Origin of the sequence: Cellvibrio sp. UBA7671 (assembly GCA_002483145.1) — a bacterium.
GTDB classification, from domain to species: domain Bacteria; phylum Pseudomonadota; class Gammaproteobacteria; order Pseudomonadales; family Cellvibrionaceae; genus Cellvibrio; species Cellvibrio fibrivorans.
Map to the genome: position 1 here is coordinate 423,687 of DLHJ01000014.1, position 19,057 is coordinate 442,743.

General features: G+C 46.8%; 17 protein-coding genes. 5 read left to right on the forward strand and 12 right to left on the reverse strand.

Features of this window, described 5'->3' with window-relative positions:
- Positions 1–126: 126 nt before the first annotated feature.
- From B4E62_RS13565 to B4E62_RS13575, 3 genes are all read left to right on the forward strand, one after another.
- Positions 127–1,794 carry a VRR-NUC domain-containing protein gene (locus B4E62_RS13565; RefSeq protein WP_331352409.1) on the forward strand — a complete coding sequence of 556 codons (1,668 nt, stop codon included), beginning with the start codon at positions 127–129 and terminating at the stop codon, positions 1,792–1,794.
- Positions 1,778–4,069 carry an ATP-dependent DNA helicase gene (locus B4E62_RS13570; protein WP_331352410.1) on the forward strand — a complete coding sequence of 764 codons (2,292 nt, stop codon included), beginning with the start codon at positions 1,778–1,780 and terminating at the stop codon, positions 4,067–4,069. The genes B4E62_RS13565 and B4E62_RS13570 overlap by 17 nt, the downstream gene beginning before the upstream one ends.
- 76 nt (positions 4,070–4,145) lie before the next feature.
- Complete coding sequence (locus B4E62_RS13575) at positions 4,146–4,895, forward strand: 16S rRNA (uracil(1498)-N(3))-methyltransferase (protein WP_331352411.1); 750 nt, start codon at positions 4,146–4,148, stop codon at positions 4,893–4,895.
- A gap of 58 nt (positions 4,896–4,953) precedes the next feature.
- On the opposite strand, the gene B4E62_RS13580 is transcribed toward B4E62_RS13575, so the two are convergent.
- Positions 4,954–7,407 carry a putative bifunctional diguanylate cyclase/phosphodiesterase gene (locus B4E62_RS13580; RefSeq protein ID WP_331352412.1) on the reverse strand — a complete coding sequence of 818 codons (2,454 nt, stop codon included), beginning with the start codon at positions 7,405–7,407 and terminating at the stop codon, positions 4,954–4,956.
- 131 nt (positions 7,408–7,538) lie between these two features.
- The gene (gene ald / locus B4E62_RS13585) at positions 7,539–8,675 is read right to left on the reverse strand and encodes an alanine dehydrogenase (protein WP_331352413.1); all 1,137 of its coding nucleotides are present in this window, start codon (positions 8,673–8,675) and stop codon (positions 7,539–7,541) included.
- A 237-nt stretch (positions 8,676–8,912) separates the two neighbouring features.
- On the opposite strand from ald, the gene B4E62_RS13590 reads away from it, so the two are divergent.
- On the forward strand, positions 8,913–9,416 hold the full coding sequence (locus B4E62_RS13590; RefSeq protein ID WP_331352414.1) for a hypothetical protein: 504 nt from the start codon (positions 8,913–8,915) through the stop codon (positions 9,414–9,416).
- 6 nt (positions 9,417–9,422) lie between these two features.
- Here the strand turns inward: B4E62_RS13590 and ypfJ are convergent, their stop codons facing one another.
- The gene (gene ypfJ, locus B4E62_RS13595; protein ID WP_331352415.1) at positions 9,423–10,310 is read right to left on the reverse strand and encodes a KPN_02809 family neutral zinc metallopeptidase; all 888 of its coding nucleotides are present in this window, start codon (positions 10,308–10,310) and stop codon (positions 9,423–9,425) included.
- A gap of 167 nt (positions 10,311–10,477) precedes the next feature.
- Here ypfJ and pgm point away from each other — a divergent pair, with 167 nt between their 5' ends.
- On the forward strand, positions 10,478–12,118 hold the full coding sequence (gene pgm / locus B4E62_RS13600; protein WP_331352416.1) for a phosphoglucomutase (alpha-D-glucose-1,6-bisphosphate-dependent): 1,641 nt from the start codon (positions 10,478–10,480) through the stop codon (positions 12,116–12,118).
- A gap of 123 nt (positions 12,119–12,241) precedes the next feature.
- On the opposite strand, the gene B4E62_RS13605 is transcribed toward pgm, so the two are convergent.
- The 9 genes from B4E62_RS13605 to B4E62_RS13645 all read right to left on the reverse strand — a co-directional run bounded on the left by B4E62_RS13605 (position 12,242) and on the right by B4E62_RS13645 (position 18,950).
- Positions 12,242–13,099 carry a pirin family protein gene (locus B4E62_RS13605; RefSeq protein ID WP_331352417.1) on the reverse strand — a complete coding sequence of 286 codons (858 nt, stop codon included), beginning with the start codon at positions 13,097–13,099 and terminating at the stop codon, positions 12,242–12,244.
- Positions 13,100–13,123: 24 nt separating this feature from the next.
- Positions 13,124–13,522, reverse strand: coding sequence for an OsmC family protein (locus B4E62_RS13610; RefSeq protein ID WP_310070414.1), 399 nt, complete (start codon positions 13,520–13,522; stop codon positions 13,124–13,126).
- 48 nt (positions 13,523–13,570) lie between these two features.
- Positions 13,571–13,903: a glutaredoxin domain-containing protein gene (locus B4E62_RS13615; protein WP_331352418.1), complete on the reverse strand. Its 333-nt coding sequence runs from the start codon at positions 13,901–13,903 to the stop codon at positions 13,571–13,573.
- 3 nt (positions 13,904–13,906) lie between these two features.
- Positions 13,907–14,386 (reverse strand): pilin, encoded by a 480-nt coding sequence (locus tag B4E62_RS13620; RefSeq protein ID WP_310070410.1) that lies wholly within the window; start codon positions 14,384–14,386, stop codon positions 13,907–13,909.
- Positions 14,387–14,404: 18 nt separating this feature from the next.
- Entirely contained in the window at positions 14,405–14,659 is a 255-nt protein-coding gene (locus B4E62_RS13625) for a GNAT family N-acetyltransferase (RefSeq protein ID WP_331352419.1), read from the reverse strand.
- Between the two features lie 115 nt (positions 14,660–14,774).
- Positions 14,775–16,178, reverse strand: a complete 1,404-nt coding sequence (rimO, locus tag B4E62_RS13630) for a 30S ribosomal protein S12 methylthiotransferase RimO (RefSeq protein WP_310070405.1) — start codon at positions 16,176–16,178, stop codon at positions 14,775–14,777.
- A gap of 411 nt (positions 16,179–16,589) precedes the next feature.
- Complete coding sequence (locus B4E62_RS13635; RefSeq protein WP_331352420.1) at positions 16,590–17,099, reverse strand: fibronectin type III domain-containing protein; 510 nt, start codon at positions 17,097–17,099, stop codon at positions 16,590–16,592.
- 162 nt (positions 17,100–17,261) lie between these two features.
- Positions 17,262–18,443 carry a PatB family C-S lyase gene (locus B4E62_RS13640; RefSeq protein WP_331352421.1) on the reverse strand — a complete coding sequence of 394 codons (1,182 nt, stop codon included), beginning with the start codon at positions 18,441–18,443 and terminating at the stop codon, positions 17,262–17,264.
- A 66-nt stretch (positions 18,444–18,509) separates the two neighbouring features.
- The gene (locus B4E62_RS13645; protein ID WP_331352422.1) at positions 18,510–18,950 is read right to left on the reverse strand and encodes a hypothetical protein; all 441 of its coding nucleotides are present in this window, start codon (positions 18,948–18,950) and stop codon (positions 18,510–18,512) included.
- Between the last annotated feature and the right edge of the window lie 107 nt (positions 18,951–19,057).

The window sequence follows — 19,057 nt, forward strand, 5'->3', positions numbered from 1 at the left end:
AAGCATTAGACTATTTTGCGCTAATCGAATCGCTCAATTGGGGTTGTATTATTTAACGTTCAACAAAATGTCTTGTGACAATATGTTTTATAAATAAGGCCTTCGATCGCCTGGATTTACGCAGCAATGAGCCAATCAATAACAAACACAGCTGATCTCGCAGCGGATTATTACCTGACTAACTTCCAGTTTTTGGTGGATTGGGTATCGCAGCGCTATGCGGATTTACTCAGCGCCGACGAACTCCATTTTCTTGCTTGCTTCCAACAATTACCGCGCACCAGCCAATGCTTATTAGTGCGCTTATCCAGCCGTAAAGGCCCGTTATTTCGCTACGATAAATTGCACTATGCCGAGATAGAATCCATCGAACAGGCGGCGACTGAATTAATTGCAGTCGGTTTGCTCAGCGATAACGCCTTGCTCAGTATTGATGAAGTCGCAAACCTGCTTACCAAAGCCGAATTGCTCAGCCTGTTCATGGAGCATTTGCAGGGAGCAAAACAGGCGCGCAAAGAAGAATTAATTGCACAACTAATCGCACAATTGCCTGAATCAAAAACCTGGGAAGACTGGACGAACCATCAACTTGGCAAAACTTATCGGCTGGATAACCAAGCCATTATCAGCACCTTATTGTTATTATTTTTTGGCAATGCCTATCAAGACCTCACCGAATTTGTATTGCAGGATTTGGGCTTGTATCGCTATGAAAATTACACTATCGATCACCAGCACCGCATTTTTAAAAATCGCGCCGAGTTGGAACAATACCAACAATTAATCCAGTTGCGTGATGAACTGCAGCTCGCAGCTGAAGTAGAACATTTGGCGAATCTTGCCAATCGCATTCCCGCGCAGCTAAACCATGCAGGCTTGCAGCGGCGCCGTGCGCGCTTGTGCAATCAATTAGCCTATGAACTGGAGCGTGCAAACGAGCACACACTCGCACTCCAACTTTATTGCCAGAGCCATTTACCGCCTGCGCGCGAACGTCGAATCCGCCTATTGGAAAAACAGGGTGATATTGCGGGTGCATGGCAACTGCTTGGTGAAGTGTTGAATTCACCTTGCGATGAACATGAGCTACAAGTTGCCCAACGGATGGCGCCGCGCCTTGCTAAAAAAGTGGGCGAAACTATTGCCAAACAAACACGCGCTCCGGTTATTGAGCAACAATTAATCCTGCCACAATTAGTTGATGAAAATAACAATATTCTGCGTGTTGAAGAAGTCGTTCGGCAATTTGCCCACACCGACGAATCGCCCTGCTTTTATGTCGAGAATTTATTACTGACCGGTTTATTTGGTTTGTGGTTATGGCCGGAAATGTTTCGCGGCATTGATGGCGCTTTTGCCAATCCGTTTCAAGCAGCGCCGCTGGATTTGTATCAGGAAAATTTTGTTAACAATCGCCCCGGCATTCAGCAATTGTGGCAATTATTGGATGACAACCAACATCACGATCATATCCGTGAATTCTGGCGCGATAAAAACGGCGTGGCCAATCATTTTGTGAGCTGGCAATTTTTAGAACAGGAGCTGTTTGATCTCGCGCTCCAGACAATTCCTGCCGCACATTTGAAAGCCATTTTTAAACGCTTGCTATTTGATATTAAAAGCAACCGCAGCGGCTTGCCCGATTTAATCCAGTTTTTTCCTTCCTCTAATAACTATCGAATGATTGAAGTGAAAGGCCCGGGCGACCGCATTCAAGACAACCAACAGCGCTGGCTGGATTATTTTGCCGCAAACACAATCCCCGCCGAGGTTTGGTATGTTAACTGGCAATAAGCCCAAGGCGGTTGCGGTAAAAACATTGGTCGCATTTGCAGCCAAAAGCGGCAGCCTCGACCGCCGCTTTACACCATCACCGACAGGCCAAGAAGGGATCGAAGGCCATCAGCGGGTAACGAGCAATCGCTCATCCAATTATCAAACCGAAGTGAGCTTGAGCATCACTTACGGCGATATTACTTTTCGCGGCCGCGCCGATGGTTATGCACCCTCAGATCATTGCATCGAAGAAATTAAAACCTTTTATGGCGATGTATCGCGCATACCGGAAAACCATCAAGCACTGCATTGGGCACAGGCCAAATGCTACGGCTGGATGTATTGTGAAACCCACGGCTGCGATGAAATTAATCTCGCGCTGATTTATTTTAATTTAACCAATGAAAAAGAATATCGACTGGAAGAAACCTGGAGTGCCGCAGAGCTAAAGGAATATTGTGAAAACCTTGCCGAAAAATATTGCCAATGGCAGGCACAGATCAATCAACGCTTGGAGAGGCTCAATCACTGGATTGAACAGCTACAATTTCCCTATGGCAGCATGCACAGCTCACAACGGGTAATGGCAGAAGCGGTGTACAAAGCCGCTGCAACCGGGCGAGTGGTATTAGCAGAAGCGCCCACAGGCACCGGCAAAACCCTGGCGGGATTATTTCCTGCCATTAAATCCATGCCCCGCACACCGGTCGATAAAATTTTTTATCTCACCGCCAAAACCACCGGGAAACAATTGGCACTGGAAAATATTCACCTAATCGCCAGTGATAAAAACGGCTCAGCCACACCACTGCGCACATTGGAATTAACCGCACAAGAAAAAGCGTGCCTTGAACCCGACAAAAAATGCATGGGCGATTCCTGCCCTTACGCGTTTGATTTTTACACCAAACTGGAAGCCGCCCGCCAAGCGGCTTACGCAACGCCCTTATTAGATAAACAAGCACTCACGGCACTCGCTTATGAATTTGAAATCTGCCCGTTTTATCTCAGTATGGAAATGAGCCGTTGGGTCGATATAGTGGTTGCCGATGTAAATTATTATTTTGATGGCACACCACTGTTATTAGGGCTTACCAACGAATTCGATTGGAAACCCTACTTGCTGGTCGATGAAAGCCATAACCTGATTGATCGCGCACGCGGTATGTATTCCGCCGAGTTAAACAGGGGTGACTTGATCAGCGCAAAAAAGCATTCGCCCGCACCGATTAAAAAAACATTGGATAAAATCAATAAACTCTGGCTTGCGTTGTTAAAGCTCCTCCCGGAAAGCCCGGATCAATTTCTGTTACTGCCGGTATTACCAGAAAAATTGGGCATGGCGTTAACCGAGTTCACCAATAGCTATATTGAGTTCCTGCAGAAAAATCCCGACCATTCAGTGCAAGAAACGATTGCGCAAGAATTTTTCTTCGCTGCACTCAACTACCAAAAAGTGGTAGAAGTATTCGATGAAGACTTTTGTATTGATATGCAAGCCATGGGTACAAAAGAGGAAGTCTTGACCCTGCGCAACCTGATACCGGCAACACCACTGGCCGCACGGTTGAGTTTTGCCCATTGCGCCTGCTATTTTTCGGCCACGCTGCATCCTGCGCATTATTATCAATCGCTGCTGGGTTTGCCTGATGATACGGTACATATCAATGTTCCCTCACCGTTCAAACCCGAGCAACTGCACGTCCAGATCGCAACCAATTTATCCACCCGCTACAAAGATCGCAGTGCAGCCATAGAACCTATTTGTAATTTGATCGAAGATCAAATCCACGCACAACCAGGCAATGCCCTGGTGTTTTTTTCCAGCTATGAGTTTTTACAAAAGGTAGAGTCCGCTCTTCGACTGCGATTGACCAAGCGCGATATTCAATTACTGGTTCAATCGCGCCGTATGAGCGAAGAGGACCGGCAGGAATTTATCGAGCAATTTAGCCAGCACAATAATTTATTGGGTTTGGCGGTATTGGGCGGCGCTTTCAGCGAGGGAGTGGATTTGTCGGGCGATGCATTAAAAGGGGTTTTTATTGCAACGTTAGGTTTACCACAAGTGAATCCGGTAAATGAGCACTTGCGTGCAGTGATGCAGGGTAAATTCGCGCAGGGATATGATTTTACTTACACCTATCCAGGAATCCAGAAAGTGATCCAGGCAGCCGGGCGCGTAATTCGAACTACATCAGATGAAGGTTATTTGTGGTTGCTGGACCAGCGCTTTCAACAACCGGAAATACGCCCTTTGCTTCCAGAGTGGTGGTTGATAGCGCAGGCCTAAACCGGCGTAAACCTACATCGCTCCGAGGCAATTGTTGCGCAGCAATATATGACAAGACATTACCGCACGTGGTCTAATGCCCATATTTTTCCACTTACCTCTATTTCTACACATTATGAATCTGATTTTATTATCGCCAAACGATTTACTCACCGATAACCGAGCCTGTATCAAAAATCCACGCCAGCTTGCGCATATTAAGCAAGTGCACGGCGCTACAGTGGGCGATCAATTAAAAGTCGGCCTGATAAACGGCAATCTGGGTATTGGGCTAGTTACAGAACTCAATGATACTGCGATATATCTGGATGTAGACCTGCACCAAGCGCCGCCGCGCGCATTGCCATTAACACTGGTGCTCGGTTTGCCGCGGCCAAAAATGATGCGCCGTATTTTACAAACGGTTGCAACCCTCGGTGTTAAACATTTGCATTTGATTAATTCCTACCGCGTGGAAAAAAGCTACTGGCAGACACCTTTTTTGGAAGCAGAAAACATTCGTGAGCAGCTAATTTTAGGATTGGAGCAGGGTTGCGACACCCGCTTGCCGGAAGTGCATTTACACAAACGCTTCAAGCCATTTGTAGAAGATGAGTTGCCAGCAATTGTTGCCGATACGCGCGCCTTGGTTGCCCACCCTTACACAGAAACTGCCTGCCCCTGCCAGATAGACTACTCGCTGACACTGGCCGTAGGCCCTGAAGGTGGTTTTATTCCGTACGAAATTGATTTATTGGAAAAGTGTAGCTTTGAAGCCGTGCATGTAGGCGAGCGCATTATGCGCGTAGAAACAGCGGTGCCTTATTTGCTGGGAAGATTGTTTTAACCTGAAAAATACGTTGAAAAAATGTCGATTCCAACGCATAGGTATCGACAATATTTATTTACTCACCCACTTTTTCATCATCAGCCAATATCACTTCAAATTCCGCCAAAGGCACCGCTTGGCTCGATAAATAGCCCTGATAGTAATTGCAACCGAAGGATTTCAGAATCGCTAGTTGCTCTGCTTCTTCCACACCTTCTGCCACCAATTCCATATCGAGCAAGCGCCCCATGGTAATAATGGTTTCAACCAGCACACGGTCGTTTCGATCATCGATAATATCGCGCACAAAACCCTTATCGATTTTTAAAGTGCTCACAGGTAAACGCTTGAGATAACTAATCGATGAATATCCGGTACCAAAATCATCCAGTGAAAAACTAATGCCGCGTTCACTCAACGTCGTCATGGTAACAATTGCATCATCAACACGCTGGATAACAATCCCTTCAGTAATTTCCATATCCAGTGACGCTTCCGGGATGGGATATTTCTCCAAAGTCGCAATCACATCATCCACAAATGCAGCGCGACGGAATTGGCGCGGGCTGATGTTAATACTCATCTTCATACCCGGTTTCCATAAACCGGATTGATGCCATTTAACCAGCGTTTTACAAGATGCTTCCAATACCCACTGGCCTACATCGATAATCATGCCGGAGGTTTCCAGCACCGGAATAAAATCGACCGGCGACACCATACCCTTGGTAGGATGATTCCAGCGTAGCAGCGCTTCCGCACCCACGACCCGGCCGCTTTGGATATCAATTTTAGGTTGATAATACAATTCAAATTGCGATTCATCCAAGGCGCGATGCAGATCGCCTTCCATCGTCAATTGGCGGCTAACTTTATCGGCCATCTCTTCATTGAAGAATTCAATGGAGTCGCGCCCTTTTTCTTTTACTTGATACATCGCCGTATCGGCGTAACGCAACAATTCATGCACCGAATTATTTTTATCGGGATAAACCACCACACCCACACTGCAAGTAACGCGCAATTCCATGCTGTCGTACATATAGGGCTGGGAAATAATGGTGCGGATTTTTTCGCTGATTTCGCCCGCGCGCAATGCCGCTGTTTCGATATTTTGGTCGAGCACGGTAAGCACAACCACAAATTCATCGCCGCTCAAACGGGCAACCAAATCTTCTTCGCGCACTGACTGTTGTAAACGTGTGGCAACCACTTCCAACACTCGGTCACCCACTGGATGGCCGAGCGAATCATTGATAGTTTTAAATTGGTCGAGATCGATAAACAACACCGCACCAAAATAACCGTGACGTTCAGCGCGGCGCAATTCGTGCTCAAGGCGCTCAACCAGCTGCAGGCGATTAGGTAACCCGGTAAGCGCATCGTGGTGCGCCATAAACTCCATCTTGGCCTGCGCATTTTTGCGTTCGGTAATATCAACCGATACGATTAACGCGACTTTTTCATCGTAAAACGCGAGCGGCATAATGTGGGTTTGTAAAAATAATTGTTTACCGGTCGACGTGACAAAACGCTCTTCAATCACATCCAACTCTTCATTGCCGCGAATTACGCGGTAATCATTTTGCAGCATGGTATCTATATCAAATACCGAATTTTTTAACAGTTGGCGCACATGCAAATTACGCATTTGGTCAGGTGTATAACCCAGTTCATTGGCGAGGGCTTTGTTAGCAAATAAATAATAACCAGCGATATTGCGCGCACCAATCATTACCGGCAGGTGATCAATAATCTGACGCAAATGTTCTTCACTTTTACGCAACGCCAGCTCAACCGCACGGCGCTTGGCGAGGGAAAGTTCGACTATGTCCAATAGTTGATTGGAACTGGCAATCAGCTGCGCCAGCTCATCTTTTCGCTGCGCGGGCAATTGGGTGAGGCGGTTTACGCCGGGATGATCGGGGTTGATATTGTTAATTTCGCGCGATAATCGCACCAAAGGTTTGGTGAGGGTGTAATAAAACACTACGAACAATAGCAACACCAAAAACATGTTACGCAACAAGCCGGTCATGAGCGCAGTTTGGGAGCGGTTATAAAAACCTTCCAGAGCCAAATCCATATCCACTGAAAAACGGATACTGCCCGAAGTGCCATCACTGTAACCGGGCAATAATAAATTGGCGGTATATTCGCGCGTATTTTCGGTGATCTTATTGGTAAGCCAGCGGGTTTTTACTTCCGGGCGCGTGCTGCTGCCTTGGGCGAGCACGTTGCCGGTATCATCGTAGATGACTACTTCGTAAATAAATCCGTAGCGCAGCAAACCGTTCACCACTTCATAGGAAAGTTCATCATCGAGTGTGGATACGGAGCGTACAGCAGGAGGAGTTGCCACTTGTATAACGCGGTCAATGAGCGTTTTGAGTTCTTTTTCCTGATTTAAAAAATCGAGGTATAACTGTACTGAACTCAATAAAAAGCTCAACACAAAAGCCAAAATGATACCTATTTTGGCAAGCTGGAATGAGATGCCATTAAAAAAGGAAGGCGCTTTATCTCTCATCGACCTAAGGTTTCCGGGAACTGAATCTAGTTATATGAAAGTGGGGGCAGATATTGCTCCGAGGCAGGTAATCTACACTTAACTTGGCGTGAGTATAGATCACTATTTTCAGTGGCGCCGAATCTATCGTGTTATTTTCTATAAGGAAATTCACTTTCCAACGACAACGATGCAGTCTCACTAAACGGCATTCCAAAAGTTTCAGCGACCCCGGCATGAGTAAGCTGGCCGCGATAAATATTCAATCCACCACGAAAACCGGCATCCGTTTGTAACGCCCCGATACCCGCATCCGCCAAGCGAATGACGTACGCGATGGTCGCATTAGTAAGACCGAGGGTCGCCGTTCTACCGACTGCGCTGGGAATATTGGCAACGCAATAATGCACAACACCCTCTTCGATATAAGCTGGATGTTGATGTGTAGTGGGTCTTGAGGTTGCAAAACATCCCCCTTGGTCGATAGCCACATCTACCAACACACTACCCTTTTCCATCTGCGCGATCAGAGCGCGGCTCAATAGTTTTGGGGCACCGGCACCAGCATTGAGCACACTACCAATTATTAAGTCTGACTGGAGCGCCAGCGTATCGATGCGCTCTTGCACTGCATATTCACATACAACACGGCCACGCCACAGCTCATCCAAATGGCGTAAACGTGCGATGGATTTATCCAGAATACGCACTTGTGCCCCCATACCAACAGCCATAGCAGCGGCATTTGCACCCACCACTCCACCGCCGAGGATCAACACATTCGCCGGTGCAACGCCGGGAATTCCACCTAATAAAATACCTTTTCCACCCTGCGCCATCTCAAGGTGATGCGCCCCCGCCTGCACCGCCATGCGCCCGGCAATTTCCGACATGGGCGCCAACAGCGGCAAACGCCCCTGCGCATCAGTCAAGGTTTCATACGCGATGCAACTGGCACCCGATGCAAGCAATGCATCAGTTAGCGCGCGATTAGCCGCGAGGTGTAAATAAGTGAACAACAGATGGCGGGCACTGAGCAGCGCATATTCTTCGGGTTGCGGCTCTTTGACTTTGACAATCAAATCGGCGCTGGCATACACATCTGCCAATGAATCGAGCAATAACGCACCGGCATGCTGATAGCGCTCATCGCTAAATCCAGCGGCCTGCCCTGCACCGCGCATCACGTAAACGCTGTGCCCACGCTGATGTAACTCGGCCGCACCTGCGGGAGTCAATGCAACGCGATTTTCGCCGGATTTTATTTCTTTCGGGATACCAATACGCATCACTAATTCCCTCCTCAATTGCACTTCCACTAAATCGAGTATAGCCGAGGATGTTTATTCGACTCGTTCAGCCTGCAGCAAGTTGGCGCAACTTATGCTGTGTCTATCATGTACAGTTTATGTACAGTTTTTTTGACGCAACCTGAAACAGAAACCGTGCATAAATTGGCTGATAGCATTTAGCTACTGACAATTTGGGGCACTGCTGTGACAAAAATGGGGCGCATTGAGGTAGTTATGGGTATTTATGCAAGTGATTTACGCGAATTGATAATCAAACCCTACTTACAGGGGCTGGGAGAATATTCAGACGTTGCCGAAAATTTGTTGCTTGGCACCGCTGCGCAAGAATCTTTACTGGGATTACATTGTTATTGTGCCCAAACTAAAGGCTTGGGTTTATATCGCATTACCGCAGAAAAGCATCTGGAATTATGGGATACCTATCTAGTGCAGTTTCCCGAATTGGCTTCCCAGCAGCGCGGCTTGGCCAGCCAACAGCAATTCCTGAAGAATCCGCACGGCGAGTTGATGGGCAATTTAACTTACGCTACCGGTATGGCCTGGATGCTGTATCGCCGCAGTGAGATTGACACCAGCAAGCCCGCTGACATTTCTGCGCTCGCGCAACTCTGGGCGAACCATTTTGATAATGGTACAAATTGCCTCCGCAATGCAGATGACTTTATACAAACCTATCGTACCCTGGTGATGGACAGTTCGAAAAAACTGGTAGCTTAAGAGATCTCATTTAAAGGTATTACACGCCTCTACTTTACCCAGCTCAAAACCGCGCTTAAACCACTCCATCCGCTGCTTTGAGCTACCGTGGGTAAAACTTTCAGGACGCACAGCTCCACCGGCTTGTTGTAATTTATCATCACCAATCGCCGAGGCGGCATTTAAGGCTTCTTCGATATCGCCATCTTCCAACATTTGCCGTTCGGTATCAGCGTAGTGTCCCCAAATTCCTGCATAACAATCCGCCTGTAGCTCTAACTTTACTGAGAGCTGATTCGCTTGCGCTTTTGACATTTGCTGTTGCGCCTGTGTCACCTTCGCCGATGTTCCCAATAACGTTTGCACATGGTGCCCAACCTCGTGGGCGATGACATAAGCCTGTGCAAAATCGCCGGGCGCGCCAAGCTTATTTTTCATATCCTCATAAAAAGCCAAATCGATATAAAGCTTGTTATCGCCAGGGCAATAAAATGGCCCCATTGCCGATTGCGCGTAGCCGCAAGCAGAGCTCACCGCATTGCGAAATAACACCAGCTTTGGCTCTTGATAAGTCAGCCCCAACTTTTTGAATTCCAGATGCCAGGTAGATTCAGTATCCGCAAGTATCACCGATACAAATTCTGCCAGCTCCTGATCTTTGGGGGAAAGTTGCCGGGAACTCACATCTAATGAACCTGGTGGCGCGGCCAGCTGAAGCAGATCGTAGCCCAAAAATTTGGCTCCAAAATACACCAAAACACCAATGATCAATAAAGCACGGCCGGTTTTCGTGCGCAGCAGAAAAGGCAAAATCCGCGCTATCGCTGACACCCCACCCATCGCCCCCATCGCGCCGGGACTGGCGCTGCGCATATCTTCCACATTGTCACTGCGACGACCTTGTTTCCAACGCATAATTTATCCCTCGTGATGAATCAGTGGTTATGTGAATATTTAAGTGAATAATTGAACAATCAAGTAAGTAGTTAAGTGAAATCAAAGCGCGCTACTATAGACTCTGACAACATCATAATGACAGCAACGCATTTCAAGCAGCTAATCCGTACAATTCAGGAGTTTTTATGTCTACAAGCCCCTTGGCTGGCCAACTCTTACCCGCAGACCTGCTGGTAGATCTCCCCAAACTTATCGATGCCTATTACACCAATAAGCCTGATGTCGGCATTGCCGAACAACGGGTCAGCTTCGGCACTTCCGGCCATCGCGGCTCATCATTCAATACCAGCTTCAACGAAAACCATGTACTGGCCATTAGCCAGGCGATTTGCGACTACCGCAAACAAGCTGGTATTACCGGCCCACTCTATGTGGGTATCGACACTCACGCGCTCTCTGAGCCAGCGCAAATCAGCGCCGTAGAAGTGCTCGCTGCAAATGGCATTGAGATTATGCTCGCTAAAGATGGTGAATACACACCCACTCCGGCAATTTCCCATGCAATCCTCACCTACAACCGTGGCCGCACTTCTGGCTTGGCCGATGGCATCGTCATTACTCCATCGCACAACCCACCCGATAACGGTGGTTTTAAATACAACCCCCCCAATGGTGGCCCAGCCGATAGCGACATCACCAATTGGATGCAAGCGCGCGCCAATGAATTACTGGAAAATAATCTGCGCGATGTAAAACGCATGGACTACCACCAGGCGATTAAATCAGCTACCACCCATTATCACGACTATGTACACAACTATGTAAAAGATTTGATTAACGTGGTGGATATGGAAGCGATTCGCGGCGCGAATGTGCATATGGGTGCAGACCCTCTAGGTGGCGCTGGCGTTAATTACTGGAGCGCTATTGCCGATCACTACCAAGTAAATTTAAAAGTACTCAACACCGCTGTCGATAAGACCTTTTCATTTATGACGGCGGATTGGGATGGAAAAATACGCATGGATCCATCATCCGCTTACACCATGCAAGGTATGGTTGAGCGTCGCAATTTATTTGATGTCGCCTTCGCATGCGATGCCGATCACGACCGTCACGGCATAGTTGCACCTAGCTGTGGCCTGTTGCCGCCAAATCATTATCTCGCAGTCGCGATTGAATATTTATTTCAAAATCGCCCGCAATGGCGCGCTGATACCGCAATTGGTAAAACTGTTGTGAGCAGTGCGATGATCGATAAAGTCGCCAAAAAAATTGGCCGCCGTTTATATGAAGTACCCGTAGGATTTAAATGGTTTGCGCCAGGTTTATTTGACGGATCACTCGGCTTTGGCGGTGAAGAAAGTGCAGGCGCTTCTTTCCTGCGTATTGATGGCAGCGTCTGGACAACAGATAAAGATGGCATTATTCCTTCATTACTCGCAGCAGAAATTAAAGCGAAAACCGGCCGCGACCCTGGTGAGTGCTATAAGTTGCTTGCCGATGAATTTGGCCATGCAGCTGAAGCCCGCGTAGAAGCACCGGCCAATACAGCGCAGAAAAAAGCGCTGTCAAAGTTATCACCCGAGCAAATTACGTCCACTGAATTAGCAGGCGACAAAATCGAAACCATCCTAACAAATGCACCGGGCAATAATGCCAGCTTTGGCGGCATTAAAGTGATGAGTAAAAATGGTTGGTTTGCGGCGCGTCCATCGGGCACTGAAGAGATTTATAAAATTTATGCGGAAAGTTTTAAAGGAAAAGAACATCTACAGCAGTTGATCGCGGAAGCCCAGGTGATCGTGGATAAAGCAATTTCGTAAATTTTTTTCTTTTTTCGCAGATAAAAACGCCCGATAATGTCGGGCGTTTTTATTTTACTCTTAGCTTTATGCAGGGCATTTTCTTGTTCTCAAACGAAGCTTGAAAGCGAGATGGCGGCATCATTAACTAATCGTCGGCAATGGAATCCAATCAGTTTCACCCGGCACCATCGCAAAACCACCATTCGTCCAACGCTCTCCAGCCGCTCGTACTTTTTCACGGGATGAGGCAACAAAATTCCACAAAATAAAGCGCTCACCTACCAAAGGTTCACCACCCAATAACATAATATTTGCGCCGCTCACTGTAGCGATCACCGAATCTTTATCCAGTACAGCCATATGAAATTCTGGCACCAACTCGCCATTTACCGTGACACTCCCCCAGACAACATAAATCGCCAATTCCTGCTGAGGAAAATCCGGCGAATACTGCGTATCAGCCCCAAGGGCAATATCAAGATAGGTCGTCACACTCGCAGTTTTAACTGGTGATTCAACATCAAATGCTTTACCAATAAGCACTTGGACACTCATGTTCGGTAGATTGATCGAAGGGATAACTTCCGCAGGATAATGTGCAAACGAAGGCTCGCAATCTTCCACCTCCGTTGGCAAGGCCAACCAAATCTGGATTCCCTCTACGCTCGTATTTTTTTCGCGCACATCATCAGGCAAACGTTCGGAATGCACTATTCCGTTACCCGCAGTCATTAAATTAATCGCACCCGGTTCAATACGCTGATGAAAACCTAAACTATCTTTATGCATCATCGCGCCAGAAAATAAATAGGTGACTGTTGCCAATCCAATATGCGGATGCTGGCGCACATCACCAGCAGTTGTTCCCGCGTCAAAATGCGCAGGCCCCATGTGATCCACAAAAATAAAGGGCCCAACACGTTGCTGTAAACGTGATGGCAATAAACGTTTTACGGTGAAACCTATATCTTGTACGCGGGGAGGAATTAATAAAGTCATTGGAATCTCCTCTAACCAGTAATATTAGGGTTGATGATACGAGGTGATGTTGATAGTGGCATGGGACAACAATTTATGGATCGGACATTTTTCAATAATACCCAACAATTGTTGTTTCTGCTCATCACTTAAATTGCCCACAAAGTGGATATTTAAAGCGAGATTGTACTCACCACTTTTTTCTTTGCTGTCATCCCGTTCGATATCTATATTTATTCCTTCCAACGGCATACCGCGGCGCTTCGCATACATACTCAACGTAATCGCGGTACAAGCGGCAAGCGATGAATCCAATAAATCATGTGGATCTGGCGCCGAATCTTCACCGCCAATGCTGTCATCTACATCGGCGAATAATTCATGTGCATCAACACTGATGCGCTGGCGATAAGTACCCGAACTGTCTTTTTGTAATTTAATCATTTACTCACCCGACTCCCGATTTTTACTTACTGATTAACTCACTTGGAATTACAATTTGAGCAGCGCTTTCATTGCATTGGGATCATAGCCGCGCAACACTTCGCCGCGAATAACGATTAGCGGAATCCCGCTGCTGCGCAGTTGGTCATATTGCGCCTTGCCCTCAGTCGATTTCTCAATATCGTATTCCACAAAAGCAACATTATGCTGCCTGAAAAATTCTCGCGTTTTTTTACAGTAACCGCACCAATCAGTCGCATATAAAACCACACCTTCAGGATGCTGCGCAGAAAAATCGGGGGGAGGACTAAACTCATCACGCAACTTATTCCAATTAAAGAAAATACCCAGCGCTATAAGAACTAACAAATATTTCTTCATCGATTAAATCCGACAATTTAGTGGCATGTCTTTCAATTCCAAATCCGTGCGATTCTCCCCAACCGCTTTCATATTCAGCGGGACTGCCGCTTTACCACAAATCCAGGAAATTGGGCTTTCAGGGGACCCCTGCACTGTAATCGGCTGCACACTTAATGTCTTCCCCTTTATATTGGGATGCGCCTTGTTGCCAAAGTGAATATGAAATGCGCCGTCTTTATAATCGATGCGATCCACATAATTACCTAACAATTTATCGGCAGCAGGAATTCCGGCTTCTTTATTGTCTTTCAAAAAAACCTGCGTACTCTTGTGATAAAAAGCGACGAGCTTTTTATAATCTTCAATTAACTCCATTGACTCTATCACTTGCTTGCGCGCAATGGTCGGGTCGGGTGATGGCATTGCGATCATTGCCAATATGGCGATAATGGCAATCACCACCAGCATTTCTATCAGGGTAAAACCGCTATTTTTTTTCACACGGATTCCTTTACGTTTTTATCGAATAAATTTTGCTGCATACCAGCAGCTCGCATGTAATTCATAACCCTGCTCCTTTGCCCACCTGATACCGGTGCGCACCAACTTTTCGGCAAACCCCTTGCCGCGAAATTCCGGGGGCACATAGGTACTATTAAAATCGATCGCCGCCTTAACGCCATTATTAAACAAGCGGTAAGCCAAAAGTGCTTCGCGACCTTCGTGCACAATCACAAAACGCTGCTCATCGGGTAAATGCTGGACATCAGCCATAAAAAGCTCCAGAAATGTTGTACCAGTGTAGAGTAGACCATAAAAAAATCCCCCAGTGCTTGCGCAAATGGGGGATTTTTCCGATCAAAGACGATGCACCTTTATCCAATGCTACTTAGACCTTGCTACCCCAAAGATCATATTCATCCGAGTGCTCAATCAATACGTTGACCAAATCACCGGGTTTTACATTTTCTTCACCATTCAGGTAGACGCAACCGTCAATCTCAGGAGCATCCGCAAAACTGCGGCCAATTGCGCCTTCGTCATCTACTTCATCGATCAATACCTGCAAGGTCTGCCCTACTTTTTGCTTCAGGCGCTCAGTTGAAATTTGCTGTTGCAACTGCATAAAGCGATCGTAACGCTCTTGTTTGATGTCGTCAGGCACATGATCCGGCAAGTCATTCGCCTTGGCACCTTCAACCGGCGAATACTGGAAGCAGCCGACGCGATCCAATTGCGCTTCCTGCAAGAAGTCGAGCAATTGCTGGAAATCATCTTCTGTTTCGCCGGGGAAGCCGACAATAAAGGTCGAGCGGATGGTCAAGTTAGGCACTTGCTCGCGCCAGCTTTTAATACGCTCCAGTGTTTTCTCAACTTGACCTGGGCGACGCATTTTGCGCAGCAAGGTCGGACTGGCATGCTGGAACGGGATATCCAGATATGGCAGCACTTTGCCCGCTGCCATCAATGGCATGACGTTGTCCACGTGGAGATAGGGATATACATAATGCAAACGCACCCAAACACCCAATTCGCCCAGTGCAGCGGCCAATTGATACATATCGGTCTTAAGCGGGCGGCCATCCCAGAAATCGGTGCGGTGTTTGATATCAACACCGTATGCCGATGTATCTTGCGAGATCACCAGCAGCTCTTTCACACCCGCTTTCACCAAACGCTCGGCTTCACCCAGCACCTGGCCTATCGGGCGGCTGACCAGCTTGCCGCGCATATCGGGGATGATGCAGAAACTACAAGAGTGGTTGCAACCTTCTGAAATTTTCAGATAAGCATAGTGACGAGGAGTCAGCTTGATACCTTGCGGTGGCACCAGATCAGTAAAAGGGTTGTGAGTTGGGTTCGGTGGCAAGTGCTCATGTACTTGCGACAACACCTCTTCATAAGCGTGAGCGCCAGTAATGCCCAACACATTTGGATGAACCTGAATGATTTCGTCTTTCTTGGCGCCCAGGCAACCAGTTACCAGCACTTTGCCGTTTTCGGCCAACGCCTCGCCAATCGCGCCCAAAGATTCCTGCACCGCAGAATCAATAAAACCGCAGGTATTCACAATCACCATATCGGCATCGTTGTAGGTGGGCACAATGTTGTAGCCTTCCATGCGCAGCTGGGTGAGGATTCGCTCGGAATCCACTAGATTTTTGGGGCAGCCGAGCGACACAAAACCAATGGTATTTCCCTTGCTACTGGCGATCAGCGACTGGCTGGCGAGCGACTTAGCGGGAGCATCCAGGGTGGTGGTTTGCGACGGGTCGAAGGTATTTACAGTCATAGTGTCTCGTGAGAATGCTGGTACAAATGAGGGGGGCTTAAAAAAGTGGGCGGATTGTACCTGAAGCAAGCAAAACTTCCACCCAATATCGATTAAAAAACAACCAGAAAATAGCCTATGGTGGAAATACAGGCGTTTAGGCGAGCCAATGGCAAACCCTCACCCGTGGCGAGCACTTATATCAAGCCTGATAGCTCGACAACTGCCGTTTGATTTCCCCTTTTTTTTGCGAGACTTCCTCGGCTGAGCGGGGAGGCCGAAATTTCCTGATTCAGATCATCAAGCTGGAAACTGCCGACAATACTTGTTGGATTGGTTTGCCCGAGCCATCGCCCGCCGCAACGTGGCCTATTAAGATGGCGAATGACGATGAAGGGAATTAATAATGTAGACTACGTAGGAAAACTGTCATTACATCCGTTCAACTTCAACAAATTCACTATAAAGACCATCAACATCAAATACGGCAATTTTAAACTCATATTCACCGCGCAAGTCATCTAAGTAATAAGTGGCCGCATCTTTATCATTAATAATAATGCTTGTGAAATAGTTATCAATTTCTCGTTTATAGCGCAACTCATAACCACCTATTTCACCAATATCCATATAGTCACCATTCACGCGCTGATTCGGTGTAACCCAGTGGATTTCTACAACATTTTTTTCAGAAGATGCAGCGCTACTGAAAATTTCAGAGATAACACTGGAAACCAGAGATGAAGTTGTCGATGACATAGAACTACTAGCCATAAGCGAAGATACAGCCCGGGAGCTTTGCCCAACATAGCTTGTACTGGTCGTACCCGCACTATCGCTTCCACCACCACAAGCACTCAGAGCAAGCCCGGCCACAACAACCATGGTCGTTGAATAGCGCTTAAAAAAGGGCGTTTTTAGCCCAAAATTGATAAATAGCATCTAATTAACACCTCAATAAATATCACACTCATTCACTTGATGTTATTTAAATATTACATTCATCTTTGAACATTAATTTTAATAACATAAACAACAATCAGCGCAGACACCTATTAATTATAATTATTTACAATGCCATTTTATTAAAAGCACTACTCAATTTTACAATTCATTGCCTCCTGAAGGAATATTTTTCAAAATACTATTCAAAGCATTAATAATAACTACCCTACGCGCACCTATGTTCATCCGCATAAAACCGCTGCCGCCCTCACCAAATACCGTACCGGGATTCATACCTACTTTGCATGAACGTACAAAAAAATCGCGCAGTTGCGCATCGCCCATGCCCAATCCCCTGCAATCGAGCCACAACAAATAAGTCGCTTCAGGTTTTATCAATTTAATCTGTGGAATTTCCCGTGCGATAAAATCGGCGGCAAAATCCCGCGTCGTTTCCAGATACTGCATCAACGCATCCAACCAATGATCACCTTCGCGGTACGCGGCCTCAAACGCCGCAATACTCAAGGGGTTGTAATTACCGACATGCAGGGTTTCAAACATATGTTTCATGGCATTGCGTTCGGCTGCATTGGGAATTACCAACGCCGACAAACCCAAACCGGGAATATTGAAACTTTTATTAGGTGCAATGGTAGTGATAATTTTATCGCCCGGCTGTGCTAGGCGGCCAAGCATGGTGTGCTTAACGCCGGAATAGACCAGATCGCAGTGGATATCATCGGAGAGGATCGTTAAATCGTAACGACGACTAATCTCCAATACTTGTTGTAATTCGGCTTCGCTCCACACGCGCCCCACCGGATTGTGCGGTGTGCAAAGCATCAATAATGTTGCACCCTGCTGCGCGCACTGCTCAAGGTGTTCAAAATCCATTTCGTAGCGGCCATTAATTTCACGCAACGGATTATTAATCAGTTTGCGATTATTGGTCGTCACTGCTGAAAAAAATGGAAAATACACGGGGGATTGTACAATCACGCCCTCGCCCTCTTGAGCAAAAGCCTTAGCTGCCGCAAATAGCGATGGAACAACACCCGGTGCAAATACAATCCACTCCCGCTCAATCGTCCATTGGTGACGGCGCTGGAACCAATCAATAATCGATTGATAAATGCTTTCAGGGTAAAGCGTATAACCAAATACCGGATGATTGATACGTTCTTGCAAGGCCCGCGTTACACACTCAGGCACCGCAAAATCCATATCGGCAACCCACAGCGGCGACACATCGGTAGTCCCGAAATATTGTTGGCGCCCATCGAATTTTACAGAGTGGGTATTTTCGCGCTGAATTTCTTGATCAAAATTAAAATCCATTAATAAACCTTTAGCGATTATTTTTACAACGTGGCCACACGACAGGACCGATAATTTTATTTATGCTCAAACACGCTGCCGATATAGCAGCCAAACCGCTCTGAGATAACCAACCGCCAAAAACAAGCAAATCACAGATGTAACCAGCATAAAAACCATTTTCTCTTTTAGTTCCGCCATATAAGACGAATCGGAAAAAAATAACAAAGGCACCGCCAATAAGCCACGCAATAAAAAGATAATGCCTATTATCAGCAAAGCTGTTTTTAATAATGGCAACCGACGAATTGACCCAGCGCCAGAAAATGCATAGAGCGACCATATAAATAGCACTGCTGCGATACAAGCAGTTACGATAGCGGGATACCATAATCCCTGCTCGCTCATCATCGCCATAGGCTCGCCAGCGCCAAAAAAACGATACCAATCAGGGCCACCAACAATAATTGCCAGATGCAAAAGCGCCGCCGCAAACACCAGCCAACCAGTAATTTTTAAGAATGTCATTATTCGCATCTCCTTCGATTATTTTCACACCTCGGTTTGTCACCTCAACCGAAAATTGTATCGCTCTTATAAAAATGTCTCCGTGTCTAAATTTGAAATTACTTTAG